Here is a 20,707-nt window from a genome sequence, read left to right on the forward strand (position 1 = left end):
TAAGTCTTAGCTTTTAGTGCCCTTTTTAGCGGAAGAGCCTTTCTTAGCATACGTACCTTTGTTGGCATAAGACTTCTTAGCACCACCACCTTTACGACGTTTAAACGCTGGTCTTTCGACTTTAGGAAGGTGGCGGAGTGATTCAGGCACTTCCCCTGTTTTCACTGTCCCCATTAAGCCATCAATCTTGCTTTCTAGCGCTTGCATGAAAGGTTGGTACGCTTGGTTACGCTCAGCCATACCTTGTAACTGATGCTCCCAGTGTGCCGTCATGTCAGGAAAGGTAGAATCCTCCGGTAGAGCATGAATCAAACCTCTACCCGCAGGGCTACTATGTATGCTCTTACCTTGACGCGTTAGCAGTTGTCTTTTGAAAAGGGTATCTAGAATGCCTGCACGGGTTGCCTCTGTGCCAAGGCCATCGGTCTCTTTCAAAATGGCTTTGAGGTCTTTGTTCGCAACAAAACGCGCGATACCTGTCATCGCTTGAAGCAAGGTCGCTTCAGTAAAGTGTTTTGGTGGCTCAGTTTTTTTATCACCAATCACGCCTTCACGACACGTCAACACAGTCCCTTTATCCAATGGAGGAACCGTATCCGTGCCATCACCTTTCTCTTCGGTGTCCGTTTTGCCCATCAACACTTTCCAACCTGGGTTGATAAGCTGACGCCCTTTCGCAATGAACACACCACCAGCTATATCAAAGACCAGCTTAGCATCGGCAAAAACCGCAGGTGGGTAGAACTGCATTAGATACTGACGAGCGATTTGCTGATAGATTTTCATCTCATTGGCAGATAAACCATTCACCGATGACTTCTTCGGTGTTGGGATTATTGCGTGGTGAGCATCCACCTTACTGTCGTTCCATGCTTTTGATTTAAGAGAAAGGTCCGCACCTTGAGCGCCACTTTGCAGCTCTTTCGCATTGTTAGCGATAGCATCAACGATCGATTCTCGCTGCGAGTAGTGCTCTTTAGGTAGATAGCGGCTATCAGAACGCGGGTAAGTGATGAGTTTGTGTTTCTCGTACAAAGACTGACAAGTGTCTAACACCTGCTGAGCACTCATACCAAAACGCTTAGACGCATCAATCTGCAAAGCTGACAGCGAGTAAGGCAGTGGCGCAGCTTGTTTACTTTGCTTTTGCTCTGATTCCGTCACCGTCGCGGGTTGATTCGCAATTCGCTGAGCAACGTTCTCAACCAGCTTTCGATTGAGCACGCGTCCTTCTTCATCTTGCCACGGCTTACACGCTTCACTTGGTTTCCAACGAGCACGAATATCAAAACTCTGACCGTTGTTTTGGTAAGGAATCAAGGCATGCAAAGTGAAGTAATCTTTTGGAATGAAGTTTTCGATCTCTTCATCACGCCTTACGACCAAACCAAGTACAGGTGTTTGTACTCGCCCTACCGACAACACGCCTTGGTAGCCAGCCTTTTGACCAAGCAAGGTATAAGCTCGGGTCATGTTCATGCCATACAGCCAATCGGCTCTAGAGCGTGCCAATGCAGAAATAGACAGTGGAATAAAGTCACGGTTACTGCGCATTTGGGATAGTGCACGTTTTACGGCAGGTAAGTTCAAGTCGCTGATCAATAACCTGTCCATCGACTCTTTTTTGGCCTTGGACACTTTGCAGTAATCAATCACTTCATCAACCAGCAGCTGCCCTTCTCTATCCGGGTCTCCGGCGTGAATAATTTGAGTGGCGTCCTTCAGTAGCTTTCGGATCACCGTAAGCTGTTTGCTGGATGTCTTACGAGGTCTTAGCTGCCACTGCTCTGGCACGATAGGAAGATCGGCCAAGTTCCATTTCTTGTAGCGGTCGTCATAAGCATCCGGCTCAACCTGCTCCAATAAGTGTCCAATACACCAAGTCACCACATCCCCATTGCCACATTTGATAAACCCTTGGTCTTTCTTCTGTGGATTAGGCAGTGCAGCGGCGATCGCGCGGCCGAGGCTTGGTTTTTCAGCAATAATAAGGCGAGACATGTTTTTCCAGATGCTACAAACAATTAGGGCCACATTATCTAATGTGGCCCTAATAAATCAAGAAAAACTGGTTGTTTATACAGTTAGCATTCCACTATTCAAGCTTCAGCTTTCTTTATAAGAACTCAACAAACTTTGAGAAGTCACGCTCTGGCACTTTCATTGGCGTACAGCCCGGAGTACCTAGGTATAAGAAGCCAACAATTTCGTCATCGCCTTCGAGGCCAAATGCTTGGTGTACTTCTGGGTGGAACATCCATTTACCTGAGCGCCAAAAGCCTTGGAAACCTTGTGCGACTGCAGCCATTTGCATCGCTTGAGCAGCGCAACCTGCAGAAAGATGTTGTTCAATCGCTGGTACTTTTTCATGCTCGGTTACTTTAGCAATCACGGTGATCACCATCGGAGCTCGGAACGGCGCTTTTTTTACTTTCTCGATAACCGCTTCTTCGCTTTCATCCGCTTCAGCGGCACGCACCAAGATGTCTGAAAGCTTTTGTAGACCAGAACCTTGCGCGATAACAAAGCGCCAAGGTGTTAGTGCACCGTGGTCTGGAGCGCGCAGCCCTGCTTTAATGATGTTTTCTAACGCCACACCTTCAGGTGCTGGATCAGAGAGTTTTGCGATTGAGCGTCTGTTGAGCAATAGATCCAAAGCATCCATTTGAAGTCCTTACTAATTTTTATTGTTTGTATAGTTGAACTTTAGCACAGAATACAAACGATAATAAATCTCAACGGCTGTCAATTTGGGCTAGATTAGAAACAATAAAGGCTCCTAAATCTATGACTTAGGAGCCTTGTTCAAAATCTAGCTCAGCAAATTAAGTAACAATATCTACCGATAAGATTACAGTTTGATAGATGATTCTATAACTTAATAGCTAACTCAACACCTTGACGGATAGCACGTACTGCATCCAGCTCACCGGCATAATCGGCACCGCCTATCACGTGCAGTTTGCCACCAAACTCTTGCCACATATCTTCAAATGGACGAACTGACACCTGACCTGCACACACGATAACGGAATCGGCATCGAGGACCTGTTCTTTCTTGCCAATACTGATATGCAGACCTTGGTCATCAATTTTGTTGTAGCTCACGCCACCCAGTAGATTCACGCCGCGCTTTTCTAGCGTACGTTTATGAATCCAGCCTGTGGTTTTACCCGGGCCTTTACCAACGCGCCCCGCTTTACGCTGCATCACCCAAACCGTTTTGTCGCTGAATGAATCCGGGTAAGGATACAAACCACCAGGGTGTTCCATGTTCTTATCGATACCCCACTCATGCAGCCAATCGTCTAGGCTGTGTGAAGTCGGCTCTGTCAGCATGGTTGCCACATCGACACCGATACCACCAGCACCAACAATCGCGACCTTTTCGCCGACTGGTGTCTTTTCACGAATCAAGGTTTGGTAATCGACCACGTTTTCTTGGTCAATGCCCTCAATATCGAGCTTTCTTGGCTCTACGCCAGCAGCCATCACCACTTCATCGTACTTCAACAACATCTCAAACGTTGCTTCGGTATCCAATTTCAGATTCACGCCGGATGCATCGATTTGGTTAGCAAAATAACGAATCGTTTCTCTGAACTCTTCTTTGCCCGGTATCTGCATTGCTAATCTAAACTGGCCGCCGATACGGTCATTTTTCTCAATCAAGTCAACCTTGTGTCCACGCTGCGCTAAAGTCGTTGCACAGGCTAAACCGGCTGGGCCTGCGCCGACAACCGCAATGGACTTAGTCGCTTGCGCTGGCTGAACAACAATTTCAGTCTCGTAACAAGCTCGTGGGTTAACCAAACAGCTCGCTCGCTTACCCTTAAACACGTTATCAAGACAAGCTTGGTTACAGCCGATACAGGTATTGATGAACTGCGCTTGGTCTTGAGCGGCTTTATTAACAAAGTCCGGATCTGCCAAGAATGGGCGCGCCATTGAAACCATGTCGGCCTGCCCTGAACTGAGGATACGTTCGGCCTCTTCTGGCGTGTTGATTCGGTTACATGTCACCACTGGGATCGACACGTATGGTTTCACTTTCTCGGTTACCCAAGAGAATGCACCGCGTGGTACTTGCGTCGCGATAGTCGGAACACGAGCTTCATGCCAACCAATACCAGTATTGATGATAGTCACGCCCGCTTCTTCTAGCTTTTGAGCCAAAAGAACAACATCTTCAAAGGTGCTACCTTGCTCAACCAAATCCAGCATCGACAGTCGGAAAATAATAATGAAATCTTTACCCACCGCTTCGCGAATCGATTTGACGATCTCTAGCGGGAAACGCATACGCTTCTCGTAAGAACCGCCCCACTCGTCGTAACGCATGTTGGTACGCTTACAAATGAATTGGTTAATCAAGTAACCTTCCGAGCCCATGATCTCAATGCCGTCATAACCAGCAACCTGAGCGAGCTCTGCACTATTGGCAAAGGCACCGATGGTCTTTTTGATCTGACGAGGGCTCATCTCACTGGGTGCGAACTTAGCGATTGGCGCTTTAATGCCAGAAGCACTTTGCGCGAATGGGTGCATCGCATAACGACCGGCATGCAATAGTTGAAGCGCAATTTTACCGCCGTGCTTGTGGACGGCTTCGGTAACAACTTGGTGCGCTTTGGCGTGCTTTACTTTACTGAATTCAGCACTAAATGGGGTTAATCTGCCACGTAAATTAGGAGAGAAACCACCGGTAACAATAAGACCAACGCCTCCTTTTGCTCGCTCTTCATAAAACGCGGCAAGTTTGTGTAGGCCTTCTTTATTTTCTTCTAAACCTGTGTGCATTGATCCCATCAATACACGGTTACGTAACTGAGTAAATCCAAGATCGAGTGGTTCAAGTAAATGTGGGTACATGGCAGACATCACTTCTATTATTTTATCCTTGTGGTCTGACCACAGTATAGTTCAATCACCAAAAGTTCAAACAACCGTTTACATTTTTGTAACACCGATCATAATGCTGAAGGTATTAATCGTTCAGAACCCCTTAATTTGACTACACTTAATGAGAATATATATCGATTAACAATTCTTGGTGTAGTTTGAGCTTGGGAATTATCGTAGGATACTAAGCAGTTCATATGATTGAGATTAATGGTACTACGGCTTGTTAAAGCGACTTGATCTCACTGCGGAGACAGAATGAAAAAAATATTCAAATTTATAGGTATGATCTTTAAAGGGATTTGGAAGCTCATTACGTTTGTACGTCTTGCGCTGGTTAACCTAGTCTTTTTACTCAGTATCGCCATCATCTACTTTGTGTACTTCCATTCAGATACGGCTCAACCGACGGTTCCACAGGATTCAGCTCTGGTGCTTAACCTGTCTGGTCCTATTGTAGAACAAAGTCGCTATATCAATCCGATGGATTCGGTCACGGGTTCGCTGCTTGGCAAAGACCTTCCAAAAGAGAACATCCTGTTTGATATCGTTGAAACGATTCGCTACGCAAAAGACGATGACAAGGTTACAGGTATCGTTTTAGCACTCAAAGAGTTGCCAGAAACCAACCTAACCAAGCTGCGCTACATCGCTAAAGCGTTGAATGAGTTCAAAGCGGCAGGCAAACCTATTTATGCGGTGGGTGACTTTTACAACCAAAGCCAATACTACCTAGCAAGCTACGCAACTAAAGTCTTCCTATCACCAGATGGCGGCGTTCTTCTTAAAGGTTACAGCGCTTATTCGCTTTACTACAAAACCTTGTTAGAGAAGCTCGATGTGAACACTCATGTGTTCCGCGTTGGTACTTACAAGTCAGCTATTGAGCCTTTCATTCGTGACGACATGTCAGATGCAGCGAAAGAGTCCGCTTCTCGTTGGTTAAGCCAACTATGGGGTGCGTACGTTGATGACGTCAGTAACAACCGTCAGATCGATGCTAAAACACTGAACCCAAGCATGGACACCTTCTTGAAAGAACTTGAGTCTGTCGATGGTGACATTGCAAAACTGGCTGAAAAACTTGGCTTAGTGGATGAGTTAGCGACACGCCAACAAGTTCGCCTAGAGCTTGCAGATGTTTTCGGCAGTGACGGTCAAGACAGCTACAACGCGTTTGGTTACTACGAATACCGTGCAACCATGCTTCCCGACATGACCAGTGAATCACACGACGTTGCCGTGATTGTTGCCAGCGGCGCAATTATGGATGGCAAGCAGCCACGTGGCACAGTTGGCGGAGATACCACTGCAGCCCTACTCCGCCAAGCACGTAACGACGATAAAGTGAAAGCCGTTGTACTTCGTGTAGATAGCCCAGGTGGCAGTGCCTTTGCTTCTGAAGTTATTCGTAATGAAATAGAAGCGATCAAGCAAGCGGGTAAGCCAGTTGTTGTGTCGATGTCGAGTCTTGCTGCTTCAGGTGGTTACTGGATCTCGATGGGCGCAGATAAGATCCTAGCTCAGCCAACCACACTAACGGGTTCGATTGGTATCTTCAGTGTTATCACTACCTTCGAAAAAGGACTGAATGATATTGGTGTTTACACAGATGGCGTTGGTACGTCACCTTTCTCAGGTCTTGGGATTACAACTGGACTTAGCGATGGCGCGAAAGACGCGTTCCAAATGGGCATTGAAAACGGATACCGTCGATTCATCAGCCTAGTTGGAGAAAATCGCGGCATGGAAGTCGATGCGGTCGACAAGATTGCTCAAGGTCGAGTTTGGACAGGTCAAGATGCGATTCAGAAAGGCTTAGTCGATGAGATTGGCGATTTCGATGATGCGGTTGCAGCGGCGGCTTCACTTGCAGAGCTTGAAAGTTACAACATCTACTGGGTTGAAGAACCACTTTCGGCGACTGAGCAATTTATTCAAGAATTTATGAACCAAATTCAGATGTCGATAGGCCTTGATATTCAGTCAATGATTCCAAGCAGTTTACAGCCCGTTACTCAACAGTTAGCTCAAGATAGCCAGCTGTTAGGCAACTTTAACGACCCACAAGGCCGATACGCTTTCTGCTTAAACTGCCAAGTTCAATAAGATAAGCTCAACGCTTTATTATCAAGAGGCACCTCTGTGTGAGGCGCCTCTTTTTATTGCATGATAATTCGCTATAATCGCCCCCCTGTTCCCTATATCACACTAAGTATTAATCGCCATGGAAAGAAAACACATCTATATCGCGTACACCGGCGGCACAATTGGCATGCAGAAGTCTATTGACCACGGCTATGTTCCTGTCGCAGGTTTCATGGATAAGCAGCTAGCCGGCATGCCTGAATTCCATCGCCCAGAGATGCCTGAGTACACCATTCACGAATACTCTCCATTAATGGACTCTTCAGATATGACGCCACTTGATTGGCAGACCATCGCTGATGACATTCGCGCGAACTACGATAAGTACGATGGCTTCGTTATCCTGCATGGTACAGACACTATGGCATACACCGCCTCTGCACTGTCTTTCATGCTTGAAAACCTCGGCAAACCTGTGATTGTTACGGGCTCTCAGATCCCCCTAGCAGAGCTTCGTTCAGACGGACAAGCAAACCTGCTGAATGCACTGCACATTGCAGCAAACTACCCTATCAACGAAGTGACACTGTTCTTCAACAACAAGTTGATGCGTGGTAACCGCAGCACAAAATCACACGCAGATGGCTTCAATGCGTTTACTTCTCCAAACCTGAATCCTTTGCTAGAAGCGGGTATCAATATCCAACTTAGCAATAACGTAAAGGTAAACGAACAACCTGAAGGCGCTTTCAAGGTTCATAACATTACTCCGCAACCTATTGGCGTAATCACAATGTACCCTGGCATCTCACACGAAGTGATTCGCAACACGTTATTGCAGCCTGTGAACGCAATGATTCTGCTTACTTTTGGTGTTGGTAATGCACCACAAAACCCAGAACTGCTTCAACACCTTAAAGACGCATCAGAGCGTGGTGTTATCGTGGTGAACCTTACTCAGTGTTTAGCGGGTAAAGTGAATATGGGGGGTTACGCGACAGGTTGTGCACTGGCAGAAGCTGGCGTTGTCAGCGGTTATGATATGACACCGGAAGCGGCACTGGCGAAGTTACATTATCTACTAAGCCAAAACCTAGGCTACGAAGAAGTGAAGGCTCAAATGCAACAAGTGTTGCGTGGCGAGATGAGTTTATAACCAGTTCACAGATTCATGTTAAACCCAGTTATTCGATGATAGCAACGGCGGCTTAACGTGAACTAAATCGTTTTATTGCTTATAAATAAACGAGTTAAACTAAAAGGGGTGGCACATTGCCACACCTTTGTTGTAATTTAAGCTTAATGATTCGGGTTAACCCTAACAATGTCTTCTTGATCTGACTTAAACTGTTTCTTTAGTTCAGACTTAGATTTAAAGCTAATTTCACCACCAGCTGCAATTGTCATATGTTGAGCTTCAGAGTTATGTTTAGATTGATATAACATAACCGCTTGCATACACGAGTCACGCTGTTCTTTTGAGAGCGCCGTACCTTCTGGCCATTTACCCGTTTCAACTGCGTAGGTTAAACGTTCGTAGACCTCGGGAGTCATTGCGCTAAGAAGTTGTTCTGCATCCATGGTAAAGCCTTAGTTTTAACAATTTTCACCAGAAAATAACCCGTAACAAAATTGAGTCAAGAACCTGACCGATAATAAGTGCATTTGATCACAAGTGAAGGAATATGAAAATTATGAAATGGTTGGCGATTAGCCTATTGCCTTTCACTCTGGTTGGGTGTCTTGAAGGGAACAAAAATACCGATCAACTGTGCCAAAGCAACCCGGGCCTTCAGTGTGAACAATTGAATATGAACGATGGGCAATGTCGCGTAGCACGTACCGATCTTATCTGGCATCGATTTGAAGTTCAGAAGCAACCCACCGAAATAAACAAAATTAAAGAATTCGAATTAGTCACGGCCTACAAAAAGTGCCTAGAACTCGCGGCGCAGATCGAAACAATCGATCAATCTAAGCTGCAAGAGCGTCGCTTTACCTCTTTAATGCACAGTATCGAAGAGTCTGAGCGCATTGTTGATGAGCTATCGAAATCCGATACACCAGAAACGCTTTACTTCTTGTGGTCGCAAACTGGGGACACCAACGCCAGACGCAGTTTCCTACAGCTAGAAGGAAAAGAAGCATTAAATACAGCAGAGATGCAATATGCCTTGGCAACCTTCTACACCACCCGCGATCATGCAAAGACACTTAAGTTACTCAATAATGCGCTAACGCTTTCTAATGGCTCAGTAGCCAACACTGAAATCTTCAAGTCGATGGCAAGTATCAACCATAGCCTTGGCCATATGGAAAAAGCGTACATTTGGGCGATGGTTGCCAAAGACTTTGACGTGCCGATTGCTTCTGAAGCAGAGCTAACTGTGCTGTACCGTTTCGACAAGGCAACCTATAAGAAGCTAAATAAAGACGCAGACAAGATCGTCGAAGCTATTGAGGATGGAGTTTACAGCCCTTCAATCGTCCCGAGTTACTGAGCGCACCATTTAGTGTGTTCTAACCTAAGCTTCCGATTCATTCACCCGCTTTCAAAAAAAAACAGCTACCTTTCTGGTAGCTGTTTTTATTTGTACTAGAGTTAATTCTGAAATCTTGGGTCATTCAGCATTCCTAAATCGGCAAATGCGACCTGTAAGGATTAGACAATAGTTACAAGTTATTTCGTACTTTCGTCATTTTTGTTGAAAATTAACGACACCGAATTAACACAGAATCGTTCACCTGTGGTCTTCGGACCATCAGGAAAAACGTGACCTAAATGGCTATCACAGGCGTTACAACGGATCTCTACACGCTTCATTCCGTGACTTAGATCTTCTATATAGCGTACTGCTTCATCATTCACTGGGGCATCAAAACTTGGCCAACCACACCCAGAGTCGTATTTGTTATCCGACAGAAACAAAGGGCTTTCACAGCATGTGCAGCTATAGACACCAGTCTTATGGTTGTGCAGTAGCTTACCGCTATATGGGGCTTCAGTACCACGTTCACGACACACTGCAAATTCGTCGTCTGTTAGGCGCTCACGCCAGTATTCATCAGGCTTTATCATATTTCCTCCCTTTTGAATCACGTTAATATTTCTCCACATTCTCAGTTATTATATTTACTTTTTTCTATAAAGGCTTGCATATCAGTCGTTTTGTAGCACATACTTTCTCACCAGGAAACATTGTACATATACACTCATAAGTGAATCATCATTTAGGGGTATTTTACCCAACTGGAAGGGTACAGAGCCACTTGCAATGGTCAATTTTCAACCACTTACACCCAATTGTTAAGAAAAGCGTCGCTTTTTTTTGACATTAAACAAGTTAAGTCGGATTATCTATTGCAGATGTATACTGGATTCTGTAATTTTACTACCAGTTATCTTTAATCAGAAATTAAGTTGTGGAGCAACTACAATGACTATCAAAGTAGGTATTAACGGTTTTGGCCGTATCGGCCGTTTCGTATTCCGCGCAGCTCAAGAGCGTGCAGACATCGAAGTAGTAGGTATTAACGATCTAATCGACGTAGAGTACATGGCATACATGCTTAAGTACGACTCAACTCACGGCCGTTTCAACGGTACTGTTGAAGTTGAAGGCGGTAACCTAATCGTTAACGGTAAAACTGTACGTGTTACAGCTGAGCGTAACCCAGAAGATCTTAAGTGGGATGCTATCGACGTAGACGTAGTTGCTGAAGCAACTGGTCTTTTCCTAACTGACGAGACTGCACGTAAGCACATCACTGCTGGCGCTAAGAAAGTAGTTCTTACTGGTCCTTCTAAAGATGCAACTCCAATGTTCGTAATGGGCGTTAACCAAGCATCTTACGCTGGTCAAGACATCGTTTCTAACGCTTCTTGTACTACTAACTGTCTTGCACCTATCGCTAAAGTACTTAACGATAAGTGGGGCATTGAGTCTGGTCTTATGACTACAGTTCACGCTACTACAGCAACTCAAAAAACTGTAGATGGCCCTTCTGCTAAAGACTGGCGCGGTGGCCGTGGTGCTTCTCAAAACATCATCCCATCTTCAACTGGTGCTGCTAAAGCTGTAGGCGTTGTTCTTCCAGAACTAAACGGCCTTCTAACTGGTATGGCTTTCCGTGTACCAACTGCTAACGTATCTGTAGTTGACCTAACAGTTAACCTAAAAGAAGCTGCATCTTACGAAGAAATTTGTGCTGCAATGAAAGAAGCTTCTGAAGGCGAAATGGCTGGCGTTCTTGGTTACACTGAAGACCAAGTAGTATCACAAGATTTCATCGGTGAAGTTCAAACTTCAGTATTCGATGCTAAAGCTGGTGTTGCTCTAACTGACAAATTCGTTAAAGTTGTATCTTGGTACGACAACGAAATCGGTTACTCAAACAAAGTTCTAGACCTAATCGCTCACATCTCTAAGTAATTTCTTTTTAGAAATAGCTTTAGATAAGCATTAGCGAAGACTGTTTTGAGCAGACTTTGAAAAAGGCGACCTTAGTGTCGCCTTTTTAATACCTGCTATCTTTTAAACCGCGTCTATCTAAGCTCATAAAGATAGCCCAAATGCAAAATTCAATTCTAATACTGGCTCTGCTTGTTACTTATGAAAACACAAGCATCACTCTAGTCAGCATTTGAATTCAATTTCCTTAGAAGGATCATGTAATGGATTTATCTACTCTACCTGCACTGGCGGTACTTTCTGACAACGTCACTATCGTTGAACACGAAGGTGTAAAACTGGTTCGCGTTATCCACGATAAAGCAAACGCAGCGATTTCACTGTTTGGCGGCCATGTGGTGTCATTCCAACCGCAAGGTCAAGAAGACCTGATTTGGATGAGCCAACAAGCTAAATTCGATGGTAAAACGGCTCTGCGTGGTGGTATTCCAGTATGTTGGCCTTGGTTTGGTCGCATTGCAGCACCTGCACATGGTTTTGCTCGTTCAAGTGAATGGCAATTGGTTGAGCACCGTGAAAGCGAAGCTGGCGTGATTGTTAGCTTAGGTCTGAAGCCAAGCGAAGAGACGCTAGCAGTATGGCCTCATCAGTTCGATGCACGTTTGAATGTTGAGATCGGTGAGCAACTAAAAGTAACCCTGGACGTGAAGAACACAGATTCACAACCATGGACTTTCTCTGGTGCGCTGCACACTTACCTAAACGTTGCAGACATTCATAACACCACCACCACAGGTATGGGCGCTAAGTACATCGACAGCCTGCAAGGTGGCAAGATCTGCCAAGGCGGTGATGAACTGGTACTAACCGACACGATTGACCGTGTTTACACGCAACCAGAAGCGCAAATTTTTGTTGCTGACAAGAAGCTAGATCGCACGCTAACCGTTGAAAACCACGGTCATAACTCTGCAGTACTGTGGAACCCGTGGGCAGAAGGCGCCGCTAGTATGGGCGACATGCAAGACGACGGTTACCTAACCATGCTATGTGTTGAATCAACACTGCACGCACCAAGCCTAGAAGCAGGAAAAACATTACAGCCTGGCGAAAGCCACCAGCTGATTACGGTGATTTCAGCTCAGTAAGCGACTCAAAAAACTCTTCAAAGGCCGGTTTATCCGGCCTTTTTTACAGCTATTTTTTACAACACTACGATGACGATTAGTTAGCTTTACTGCTGTGAATAGTGAACTAAAGTTTCTCTATAGAGTGACAATAGAGCATTGTTGTCCACTTGAACGCCGACCTTTTGTGCAGGGAATGAACTCCACTCATCATTCATATATTTACGTTGATCAACTTTCTGAATTGTCATCCCTTCAGCGGGGCCATCAGTCACTACTCTGACTGAGCCACTACGACAGGTAAATAGAGATGGTTGGATAACATAAGCAATGGCTGAAGGATCGTGAACATGACAACCCTCCATTCCTACTTTTTCAGAATAGAACTTTAAGTAGTAACGGCTAACATCCCAGATAAACTGCCCTACCTCTCCAGCATCATCTCGTAAATCATCAAGGTATTGACCAGTAAAGAAGCTCTCCTCAGTGACATCTAATCCGATAATCACGACAGGCCATGATGCCGTAAACACCTTATCCGCAGCGTGAGGATCATCATGGATATTCGCTTCAGCAAATGGCGTCACGTTACCTCGATGGTCATTTTCACCGAACGCGCCCCCCATAATGACCACTTCTTTTACTAAGTCGACAATTTCAGGGTCCGCTTCCAGAGCGAGCGCGAGGTTAGTAAGAGGGCCAACCGCCACAAGAGTGATCTCTCCCGGTTCAGCTCGAACACTATCGATAATGAACTGGTAAGCCGGCTTATCAAGCGCTGTAACATCTAATGAACTTGGCGCTTTCACATCCCCAAATCCAGCCTCGCCATGCACCACAACCGTGGCTCCAACAGGATCTCTTATTAACGGCTTATCCGTTCCCTTAGCCACAAGCGCCTTCATTCCAAACTTCTGCTTCAGATAAAGGGCATTTTGAGTCCCGTTGTCTATCGTCGCATTACCATAAACAGTAGTGATGCCCACTAACTCAATATCAGGATGTGCTTCCGCAAATAGGATGGCCATTGCATCATCGATGCCCGGATCTGTATCTAGAATGATTTTCTTTGTCATATCAGCTTCTAATTAAACAGTAGGAAAGCGTAGACGATACCCAGAAAAAACGCAGATAAACGTGACCTAAACCTAAGCTCTGATTTTTATTGTAATAAGCCATAAGCTCACTATTCTAGAAGCGGATATTCTCGCCTTTTTATTTAGCCTGATGCAGACCTTTTTGATAGAATCTTCGCCCAACTCTATGCCTCTGAGATCGTCATGACCTACCAATGCCCTTTGTGTCACCAACCTTTATCTCAAAACGATCGTACGTTTAAGTGTGAAAAGAACCATCAGTTCGACCTAGCGAAAGAAGGCTATGTCAATTTGATGCCTGCGCACCACAAACGCTCAAAAGATCCAGGTGACAACAAAGAGATGATGCAGGCACGTCGTCGCTTCCTTGAAGGTAACCACTATGACCCAATGCGCCAAGCGGTGGTGACGTTGTGTTCTCGCTACCTACCAGAAGAGGCGCCTAGCCTATTGGATATTGGTTGTGGCGAAGGGTATTACACCAACGAAATTGCTGTGAATCTTCAAGAAAAGAATGGTGCTACTTTTGGCCTAGACATTTCTAAAATTGCTATCAAATACGCCGCTAAGCGCTACCCTGCTGTCGACTTCTCAGTTGCATCAAGCCATCGTCTTCCCTTTGCGGAAAATAGCTTAGACGGCATTCTACGCATTTACGCACCTTGCAAGGCTGAAGAGTTACAACGCACCATCAAAGATAATGGTGTGGTGATCACCGTAACACCCGCTAGCCGACACCTTTATCAGCTGCGTGATGCGATTTATGATGGCGTTCGTTTGCACGATGAAGATCCAGAGATGATCGAAGGTTTTATGCTTGAGCATCAAGAGCAACTAAACTATATGATGGAACTATCGGGGTCAGATGCATTCGACCTGCTACAGATGACGCCGTTTGCTTGGAAGGCGAGTGAAGAGTTTAAACAACAACTCACCGAAGCCGAGCAATTCAACTGTGAAGCTGACTTTATGCTGCGGGTGTATCGCAAACAAAATTAATTGATATTGATTATCGTTTGCATTGAATTCTTATCTTGCCTCCTTTAGTATGCGTGTTCTTCAAGGAGGCATTTCATGCAACGTATTATTCTTATCGGATTAGCGACTCTTCTCACGGCTTGTGCTAGTCAACCAGCAAAAGACACTTCTCAAAAAGTGACTCAAAAGGAATCTGTTTCCACATTCTATGACTACCAGTTCGCTTCTCCACAAGGCGAAATACTTCCTCTCGATGCATTACCTAAACAGCTAATTGACGCTGATGTAATTCTTATTGGCGAATGGCACACTCATTCTGCTATTCACCGCTTCCAAACCGATTTTTTAAAAGCGCGCTTTAACGCGACATCAAACATTGCTCTTTCAATGGAACAGTTTACTCGAGAGCACCAAGCCACACTCGACCAATACTTAAACGGTGAAATTGGCGAACAAATTCTCCTGTCTCAAGCGGCAGCGTGGCCAAACTACGAAAGTGATTACCGTGCGCTCGTTGAGTTCGCCAAAACCAACGACATCGATGTTATTGCAGCAAACGCACCAAAGCCTTTCGTTCAGTGTATTGGCCGTAAAGGGTTACCTTACTTAGATCAGTTATCGACCGAGCAACGCCAATGGATTGCCGCCGAAGTCGATACGGGTGATAGCCCTTACAAAGAAAAGTTTATGGCTTCCATGCATCACGGTACACCAGAACAAACGGAAAAGCAGTTTGCCGCTCAGGTCACATGGGACGAGACCATGGCCGAATCGATTGTGGATTACCTAGCATCAAACCCAGAGAAACAAGTGATTCATGTAGCCGGTAAATTCCACACAGAAGGTGGTTTAGGGACGGCGGCATCAATTCTACGTCGTAACCCTGATTTGAAAATCGCCATCATCAGCCCAGTTGAAGAGATCTCATCGGATAGCAGCGATTATCAGCTTGAAGTGCTTTCGCCACCGGCTCGCTTTGTTAAGAAAGAGAACCGAATGAAGGCATACAAGCACCTATCAAAACGCAGCGCTAGCCTAGAATGCGACTAAACCACTCTTCTAAGCTGAAGAGTCGGTGGGCTAATCCTAGATAATTAGCCCATCGTCACAACTTGATCACGTTCCCATCATTCATCCCAACTCTATCTAAAATCAAACATTCTTATCGGCACAAGATTTGCTTAGTAAATAGACGATTTAACCAAGCAGATGAAAATGTAATGTGCGAATAAAAAAACATCACTACCGATGATTAATTGCACAAGTTTTTCACACCTCTGCCGATACTATATTTAAGGATAGGTAAGGAGAGCGATATGACGCCAGTAGGAACGAGTAATACTCAGCTGTATTCACCTTCGCAAATGAATGCACAAGCTAAAAGCACTGAAGCTGAAAAGCCTGCACCGCTTAAGGTTGAACAAAATACCGTCAAGCTTTCTGATGAAGGCAAAGCCCTATTATCTGCCCTTAAAGAAATCGATAAAGAAGCCAAGAAGGTCGAAGCTGAAAACGCGACCGTAACCGATAAAGTAGAGTCATTTGCTCATGGCGCTTTAGGTATGGATCATCCAGATAAGATTGAAGAAGAGGACGATGGTTCTTATTCAGCTGGGCAATACTTATCCGCAGCGGCAACCGTGGGTGGCATTCTACTTGCCTTAATCTAACTTCCCCCTCTGTTACTGCACCTTCCTCTCTGCATTAAAGCGATTTGTCGTCACGACAACAGACCAGATTTGGTCTAAAAAACGAGTTCATTCCATAATTCCGCTCTCATTTTAATGGAATAATACTCGTGAAAAACACTTTTGAGCTTATTGATAAGCCTACCTTCTTTGGTGCGATTGCACTCCTACTCACGATAGTTTTCCCGCTCATTTTGTTCCCAGCTCAGGGCGCAGACTGGATTGCGGTTGCGAAAACATTCATGACGGATCAACTAGGATTTCTATATCTTGCGCTAGGCCTCGCTGCCTGTGCATTTATGGTTTACGTTGTGTTCAGTGATATGGGACAAATTAAACTAGGCGAAGCTGATGAAGAGCCTGAATTCAAAACAGCATCATGGGCTGCAATGCTATTTTGTGGCGGTATCGGTGCTAGTATCTTGTACTGGGGCTGTATTGAGTGGGCTTACTACTACCAATCACCGCCTTTCCAACTAGAACCTGGCAGTGAAGAAGCAGTTCGTTGGGCGGCAACTTACGGTCTGTTTCACTGGGGACCAATCGCTTGGTCTATCTACCTGATCCCTGCGATTCCTATCGCTTACTTCTTCTATGTACGTAAACAGCCAGTTCTAAAGATCTCTAGTGCGTTAATGCCTGTTCTTGGTGAACACCGCAGTAAAGGCGTACCTGGAAAAATCGTCGATATCCTTTTCATTTTCGGTCTATTAGGCGGCGCTGCAACAACGCTAGGTTTAGCCGCTCCTCTTATCACTGAAGGTCTGAATCACCTATTTGGTCTACCTAAAAATAACCTAACGCAAGTGATGGTGCTTTTAGTGTGTACTGCGATTTTTGCTTACTCATCTTATGCTGGATTGGAAAAAGGCATCAAGATCCTAAGTAACATCAACTTCTGGGGTGCGATGGGCCTACTGGCTTTCGTTCTGATTGCAGGTCCAACAATCTTCATGTTAGAAACGGGGTTAGACTCAATTGGTCGTCTACTGTCTAACTTCTTCGTGATGGCAACGTGGGCTGAACCATTTGGTGGCTACGGTACATTCGAAAACACTCACTTCCCACAAGACTGGACGATTTTCTACTGGGCATGGTGGCTAGTATTTGCACCGAGTATGGGTCTGTTTGTTGCGCGTATCTCTCGCGGCAGAACCATCAAACAAATGGTGTCAGGTTCTATCTTCTTCGGTTCTCTAGGTTGTTTCTTATTCTTCATGATTCTAGGTAACTACGGCTTATCACTTCAGCTTTCTGGTGAGCTAGATGTGGTTGCCATCCTGAATGCAGAAGGCGCAACCAAAGCTATCTTCTCGATGCTTGCACAACTGCCAATGAGCACGCTAGTTATCGCAGTATTCACTTTGCTTTGTATCATCTTTACAGCAACGACGTTTGACTCTATCTCATACATTCTTGCGTCTGTGGTTCAAAACAACGTGACTGAAGAACCAATGCGTTGGAACCGTATGTTCTGGGCATTTACTCTGTCGTTTTTGCCAACGATCCTGATGTTCCTAGGCGGTCTAAGTACACTACAAACGGCGGCGATTGTTGGTGGCCTACCGCTGCTTGCTATCTCTGTCATGTTGATGATTTCAGCCGTTCGTGCGACTAACCTCGACCTACGTCATCAAGATGCGTACATCGAGCCAACGATCAACATCGAAGAACTACCAGACATGGACCCTTGGTCTGCTGAAGGTATGGCACTGGCTCAATTTGAGAAAGAAAAAGATGCTGCGCAAGAAGCCGCAGAACTTGAGCGTGTTGCTTACACAGAACTTGCCGCAGTGAAGAAAGAAATTCGCGCTTATGTGTTAGAACAAGGTTCACAAATGGAAACTCACGAGTTACCAGAGAACCTACAACAAGCACTTGAGCAGGCCGAGAGTAATCTTAGTGCCGCACAAGCGAAAAAGATCGAGTTATCTGAGCAAGCTCAGAATGCTCGTATCACGTTCAACCAGGTGGTTGCAGACTTACCGCTTGCTTGACATTAGCCATGACACAGTCCATTGATTTGGACCCTCCTAAATACGACAAAGGCTCACAGAAATGTGAGCCTTTTTTTATGCTTTTCTAAAAACTTGAGTTAATGCTCAATTTCATATTGATGAAATAAATATGAAACGAATTTGACACAAATCGGTGTTCTAATCATCCCGCTTATATAAAAAGGGATAACTAATGAAGCACTTTATGAAACCAATTGTTACCGCAGTGGTAACCTCTACACTCTCATTCAACGTACTTTCAGCAGAAATCAAAAATGTCATTCTGATGATTGGCGATGGTATGGGACCTCAGCAAGTTGGTTTATTGGAAACCTACGCAAACCAAGCGCCAAACTCCATCTATAAAGGGAAAAAAACGGCCCTTTATCAACTTGCTCAAGAAGGGGTTATTGGTTCATCCCTAACACATCCGGAAGACGCAATCGTAGTGGATTCAGCTTGCTCTGCGACCATGCTTGCAACGGGTATTTACAGCGGTTCAGAAGTAATCGGTATCGATTCCCAAGGTAACCATGTTGAGACAGTACTTGAGAAAGCGAAAAAAGCAGGCAAAGCGACTGGCTTAGTTTCCGACACGCGCTTAACTCACGCGACTCCAGCTTCTTTTGCCGCTCACCAACCTCACCGATCTTTAGAGAATCAAATCGCATCCGATATGCTAGCAACGGGCGCCGATGTGATGCTATCTGGAGGACTACGTCATTGGATTCCTAAATCGACCAACGACAAAGGTGAAACTTATAAGCAACTTGAGCAACTGACTCAAGGTGACATTTACCTAAAATCAAAGCGTAAAGACGACCGTAACCTTCTTACCGAAGCAGAGAAAGACGGCTACCAATTAGCGTTTAACCGCAACATGCTAGACGACGCTAAAGGCGAAAAGTTACTTGGTCTGTTTGCCTACTCAGGCATGGACGATGGCATCGCTTATAGCAATAAGAAAAAGAGTGGCGAACGAACTCAGCCAAGCTTGAAAGAGATGACACAAAAAGCGCTCAACATCCTATCCAAAGATGAAGATGGCTTTTTCCTAATGGTCGAAGGTGGCCAAATAGACTGGGCAGGCCACAGTAACGATGCAGGTACGATGCTGCATGAATTACTAAAGTTCGATGAAGCGATCCAAACTGTGTATGAATGGGCGAAAGATCGTGAAGACACGCTCGTGATTGTGACCGCAGACCACGAAACAGGATCTTTTGGCTTCAGCTACTCTTCTAACGACCTACCAAAACCACAGAAACGCTCTGGTGAAGCCTTCGCCGACCGCGACTATGCACCTAACTTTAACTTTGGCGCATTCAATATTCTTGATGGTTTATATAATCAGAAGCAAAGCTACTACGGCATGATCAGTGAATTTCAGAAGCTGGATAAAGCGCAGCAAACACCTGAAAAGCTCGCTGAAATCGTTAACAAAAGTAGTGAGTTCCCTATCACAGCGGAACAAGCGAAAAACGTGTTAGCGAGTAAGCCGAATCCATACCGATTGGCTCAACACAAATATTTATCAGCAGAAGAAGTGCCTGCTATCAACGATTTCGATGCTTTCTTCCCATATAACGACCGTGGCAACTTGCTTGCTCGCGAACAAGCAACAGGCCAAAACATCGTTTGGGGTACAGGTACACATACTCACACACCAGTGAACGTGTTTGCTTGGGGCCCAGCAGAGAAGATATTGCCAGTTTCAAAAATCATGCACCACTCAGAACTGGGTGAGTACATTAAACAACAAGTAAACTAGCCTGAATCTCTTTTGCTCGTTTCACTTAGCGCCCTTCGGGGCGTTTTTTGTTTTAATTTTTTAAGTCTTAAAACCTTTAAACCTTTAAACTAAGTAAGTTTAAATTTAGGCGACGCCAAATAGCAAAACAGCCGCTCAAGAGCGGCTGTTTTAAAATAATTAGCGATTCGGGTGATTCAGGATGTGGTCTTCCCAATCGACAACATCAATTTCGTATACCACTTTATTACGAACGCTTTCACCTGCTGCATGCATCTCCGTTTTTGATCCGGTGATCAATGGATGCCACTCAGGGATCGGCTTAGATTCTGATAGAAGGCGGTAAGCACAAGTGTCTGGTAGCCAGTGAAACTCATCGATCTTGTCACGAGTCAGCTTTAAACACTCTTCACCTGAAGTGAAGCGGTTCGGGTAATCTTTACACGAACATGTTTTGTCGTTTAACCAGCTACACGCCACATTGGTGTAGTAAACTTCATCGCTATCTTCATCCATTAATTTATGTAGGCAACACTTACCACAACCGTCACACAGTGATTCCCACTCGTTCTCGGTCATCTGCTCTAGTGTCTTTTCTTGCCAAAATGGATTCGTCATAGGATTACTTCTTACTCTTTTACTGGGGTGCGTGTTATACCGCTAGCCCA

Annotated in this window: 17 protein-coding genes; 10 read left to right on the forward strand and 7 right to left on the reverse strand. The window is 45.1% G+C overall.

The window, feature by feature from the left end; all coding sequences use genetic code 11:
- Positions 1-6: 6 nt before the first annotated feature.
- The 3 genes from BCU34_RS09215 to BCU34_RS09225 form a co-directional block, all read right to left on the reverse strand.
- Positions 7-2,001, reverse strand: a complete 1,995-nt coding sequence (locus BCU34_RS09215; protein WP_102478320.1) for a DNA topoisomerase III — start codon at positions 1,999-2,001, stop codon at positions 7-9.
- A gap of 115 nt (positions 2,002-2,116) precedes the next feature.
- Positions 2,117-2,665 carry an NAD(P)H nitroreductase gene (locus BCU34_RS09220; RefSeq protein ID WP_017070328.1) on the reverse strand — a complete coding sequence of 183 codons (549 nt, stop codon included), beginning with the start codon at positions 2,663-2,665 and terminating at the stop codon, positions 2,117-2,119.
- A 206-nt stretch (positions 2,666-2,871) separates the two neighbouring features.
- Entirely contained in the window at positions 2,872-4,881 is a 2,010-nt protein-coding gene (locus BCU34_RS09225; protein ID WP_165886704.1) for an NADPH-dependent 2,4-dienoyl-CoA reductase, read from the reverse strand.
- 279 nt (positions 4,882-5,160) lie between these two features.
- Here BCU34_RS09225 and sppA point away from each other — a divergent pair, with 279 nt between their 5' ends.
- Positions 5,161-7,011, forward strand: a complete 1,851-nt coding sequence (gene sppA / locus BCU34_RS09230) for a signal peptide peptidase SppA (RefSeq protein WP_102478319.1) — start codon at positions 5,161-5,163, stop codon at positions 7,009-7,011.
- 118 nt (positions 7,012-7,129) lie between these two features.
- The gene (gene ansA / locus BCU34_RS09235; protein WP_019823767.1) at positions 7,130-8,146 is read left to right on the forward strand and encodes an asparaginase; all 1,017 of its coding nucleotides are present in this window, start codon (positions 7,130-7,132) and stop codon (positions 8,144-8,146) included.
- A gap of 143 nt (positions 8,147-8,289) precedes the next feature.
- Here the strand turns inward: ansA and BCU34_RS09240 are convergent, their stop codons facing one another.
- Positions 8,290-8,571, reverse strand: coding sequence for a YeaC family protein (locus BCU34_RS09240; protein WP_010437067.1), 282 nt, complete (start codon positions 8,569-8,571; stop codon positions 8,290-8,292).
- 113 nt (positions 8,572-8,684) lie between these two features.
- Here BCU34_RS09240 and BCU34_RS09245 point away from each other — a divergent pair, with 113 nt between their 5' ends.
- Positions 8,685-9,491 carry a DUF2989 domain-containing protein gene (locus tag BCU34_RS09245; protein WP_102478318.1) on the forward strand — a complete coding sequence of 269 codons (807 nt, stop codon included), beginning with the start codon at positions 8,685-8,687 and terminating at the stop codon, positions 9,489-9,491.
- Positions 9,492-9,670: 179 nt separating this feature from the next.
- On the opposite strand, the gene msrB is transcribed toward BCU34_RS09245, so the two are convergent.
- Complete coding sequence (gene msrB / locus BCU34_RS09250; protein ID WP_080967323.1) at positions 9,671-10,108, reverse strand: peptide-methionine (R)-S-oxide reductase MsrB; 438 nt, start codon at positions 10,106-10,108, stop codon at positions 9,671-9,673.
- Positions 10,109-10,427: 319 nt separating this feature from the next.
- Here msrB and gap point away from each other — a divergent pair, with 319 nt between their 5' ends.
- Positions 10,428-11,423, forward strand: coding sequence for a type I glyceraldehyde-3-phosphate dehydrogenase (gap, locus tag BCU34_RS09255; RefSeq protein ID WP_017059382.1), 996 nt, complete (start codon positions 10,428-10,430; stop codon positions 11,421-11,423).
- Between the two features lie 242 nt (positions 11,424-11,665).
- The gene (locus BCU34_RS09260) at positions 11,666-12,550 is read left to right on the forward strand and encodes a D-hexose-6-phosphate mutarotase (RefSeq protein WP_102433609.1); all 885 of its coding nucleotides are present in this window, start codon (positions 11,666-11,668) and stop codon (positions 12,548-12,550) included.
- An 86-nt stretch (positions 12,551-12,636) separates the two neighbouring features.
- Here BCU34_RS09260 and BCU34_RS09265 read toward each other — a convergent pair whose 3' ends face one another.
- On the reverse strand, positions 12,637-13,605 hold the full coding sequence (locus BCU34_RS09265) for a nucleoside hydrolase (RefSeq protein ID WP_017063437.1): 969 nt from the start codon (positions 13,603-13,605) through the stop codon (positions 12,637-12,639).
- Positions 13,606-13,809: 204 nt separating this feature from the next.
- On the opposite strand from BCU34_RS09265, the gene rlmA reads away from it, so the two are divergent.
- From rlmA to BCU34_RS09290, 5 genes are all read left to right on the forward strand, one after another.
- Complete coding sequence (rlmA, locus tag BCU34_RS09270; protein ID WP_048660809.1) at positions 13,810-14,625, forward strand: 23S rRNA (guanine(745)-N(1))-methyltransferase; 816 nt, start codon at positions 13,810-13,812, stop codon at positions 14,623-14,625.
- Positions 14,626-14,700: 75 nt separating this feature from the next.
- Positions 14,701-15,654, forward strand: coding sequence for a ChaN family lipoprotein (locus tag BCU34_RS09275; RefSeq protein WP_102433607.1), 954 nt, complete (start codon positions 14,701-14,703; stop codon positions 15,652-15,654).
- A 266-nt stretch (positions 15,655-15,920) separates the two neighbouring features.
- A complete protein-coding gene (locus BCU34_RS09280; protein WP_048611520.1) occupies positions 15,921-16,274 on the forward strand; it encodes a hypothetical protein in 354 nt (117 codons plus the stop codon).
- 128 nt (positions 16,275-16,402) lie between these two features.
- Entirely contained in the window at positions 16,403-18,289 is a 1,887-nt protein-coding gene (locus BCU34_RS09285) for a BCCT family transporter (protein WP_060982255.1), read from the forward strand.
- A gap of 193 nt (positions 18,290-18,482) precedes the next feature.
- Positions 18,483-20,060, forward strand: a complete 1,578-nt coding sequence (locus BCU34_RS09290) for an alkaline phosphatase (protein ID WP_102478344.1) — start codon at positions 18,483-18,485, stop codon at positions 20,058-20,060.
- Positions 20,061-20,219: 159 nt separating this feature from the next.
- On the opposite strand, the gene BCU34_RS09295 is transcribed toward BCU34_RS09290, so the two are convergent.
- Entirely contained in the window at positions 20,220-20,657 is a 438-nt protein-coding gene (locus BCU34_RS09295; RefSeq protein ID WP_017059388.1) for a YcgN family cysteine cluster protein, read from the reverse strand.
- Positions 20,658-20,707: the final 50 nt, after the last annotated feature.

The organism is Vibrio sp. 10N.286.45.E10, from assembly GCF_002874195.2.
GTDB lineage: Bacteria > Pseudomonadota > Gammaproteobacteria > Enterobacterales > Vibrionaceae > Vibrio > Vibrio crassostreae.